Source organism: Treponema endosymbiont of Eucomonympha sp. (assembly GCF_001028545.1).
This window is the reverse complement of the sequence record NZ_BBPW01000170.1, coordinates 1-1,293: the sequence shown is the minus strand read 5'-3', so window position 1 is coordinate 1,293 and position 1,293 is coordinate 1. Positions and strand designations below refer to the sequence as shown.

The 1,293-nt window shown below is 57.5% G+C and carries 1 protein-coding gene; it reads right to left on the bottom strand.

Annotated elements, in window-relative coordinates; all coding sequences use genetic code 11:
* Positions 1–226: 226 nt before the first annotated feature.
* Complete coding sequence (locus tag AWU74_RS05680; protein ID WP_062328482.1) at positions 227–670, bottom strand: hypothetical protein; 444 nt, start codon at positions 668–670, stop codon at positions 227–229.
* Positions 671–1,293 lie beyond the last annotated feature (623 nt).

Here is a 1,293-nt window from a genome sequence, read left to right as displayed (position 1 = left end):
CTGGAGTTCCCCGGCGACGAACAGCGCGCGCTCGACTTCGCGGTCGCCGCCTCGTGCCTCAAGCACTCCGTGCCCGGCGACTTCAACCTGACGACGCGCGCCCAAGTGGAAGCGCTGCTGAAAGGCGACGGTTCGGGGCGGGTGCAGCGGTAGGGGATGCATGACGTGAATGCTGGCGGGAGCGGGTTTAACTTCAACAGATTCGCGGCAGCACTACGTCTTCTGTTCAGAGTTCCGCGCCAAGCACGTCATTCGCAAAATCCTTCAGGATTTGGACAGACTTCCGCACAGCGTGCTTTTGCCGCGCCGTATCGGTACGGATAAGCTGTATCCTGTGCAATAATATCCTGCTGTCGTCATAAAAGCCGCCGTAGGGATAATCTTCGGCTTCGTTATACGCTTTTGCCAAATCATCCCAATACTGGGACAGGATTTTGAGCAATGCGTCCATATCAAGGGCGTCGATGCTCTGTGCCGCCTTGTTATTCGCGCAGGCTTCGTCGCTCAGAATTTCCGGCAGACTGCTGAGCACGGTTTCTTCCCAGCGAAGGCAGTCGGGAAAAAGCGGCAGAGGCGGCAATACCTCGCGCAGAAAAGCGCGCAAAGCGGTTTTCAGTTTATCCAAACAGGCGACGAGTTCGCCGTCCTGTCCGTCCTGAATCATAGCCATAGTTTTTTCCTCCCTATCCGGCTCGATTTATTTTTTCCGGCAAAAGTCTTTGTTCCAGCAAACCGCCGCGCCCTCTTTTTGCCGTAAAGGCATAATAGCAAGGGAAACAAGGAACGTGCAAGGGGCAGTTCCGCGGGAAAGGCGGCTCTCGGCAGCGGGTTTTCGGAGGTGCGGGAACGCGCCGAATTTTCGCGCGTCTCCGCGGGGTTTACGCAAACAAACGCACGGCTTTCAGAGTGCAGGATCGAACTTTCGCACCTGAGTACGAGGTTTCGGTACTCAAGTACGCAAACTTGGGACCCAGGTCCGCAGATTTGGTACTCGGGTCCGCAGCCGTGGTATCCGGGGACGCAGGTTCGGGACCCGGGTCCAAAATCTTGGTACCCGGGTCCCAAGACTCGGGACCCGGGTACGAAAGTTTGGTACCTGAGTACCGTGCTTCCGTACCCAAGTACCGAAGCACGTTGCTCAGGCTCGGAGCGGCGTGTTTTCAGGCAAAACCGTGCGCCGACAATCCCGCAAGGCAAGCCTGAAAAGCGAAATTCGGCAGCACCGTCCGAAACAATGCGGTTTTACGGACTCGACCCGGCGGCGAGGGCTTACTGCCGCCGAAAAACGGGCGG